This is a genomic window from Corynebacterium sp. UMB8791, assembly GCF_054166365.1.
In genome coordinates, this window is sequence record NZ_JBSZCG010000086.1 from 1 (window position 1) to 310 (window position 310).

Below are 310 nucleotides of genomic sequence, written 5' to 3' on the forward strand. Positions count from 1 at the left end.
TGATAGAACCGTTTAAAATAGATATGAAGCTTGCTTACTTGTCTGATTTAATGACGATTTATTCGAATTTTGCATTTAATTTTCATCATGAAGCGTACGATGTCGAGCTGATGGAAGAAGATATGAACTATCGACCACTGGTTGCTTTTGATAATGGCAGTTTTGCAGTGTTATTTTTTAATCAGCGGACAGGCGGTTTAATGGCAGTTAATTATGTCAATAAAGAAACGTTGCTCACGGAAATGCCGTATCAATTAAATGAAGGTTCTCCTTTGCCAGTTGATATAACGCAGTCAATGACCTTCGATCC

At 36.8% G+C, this 310-nt stretch carries 1 protein-coding gene; it reads left to right on the top strand.

The genetic code is table 11. The annotated features are described in order from the left end of the window. Window positions 1-50: 50 nt before the first annotated feature. Window positions 51-310 (top strand): CAP-associated domain-containing protein (locus ACXIUA_RS02395; RefSeq protein ID WP_457976011.1); only part of this gene is annotated, 260 nt, incomplete at its 3' end.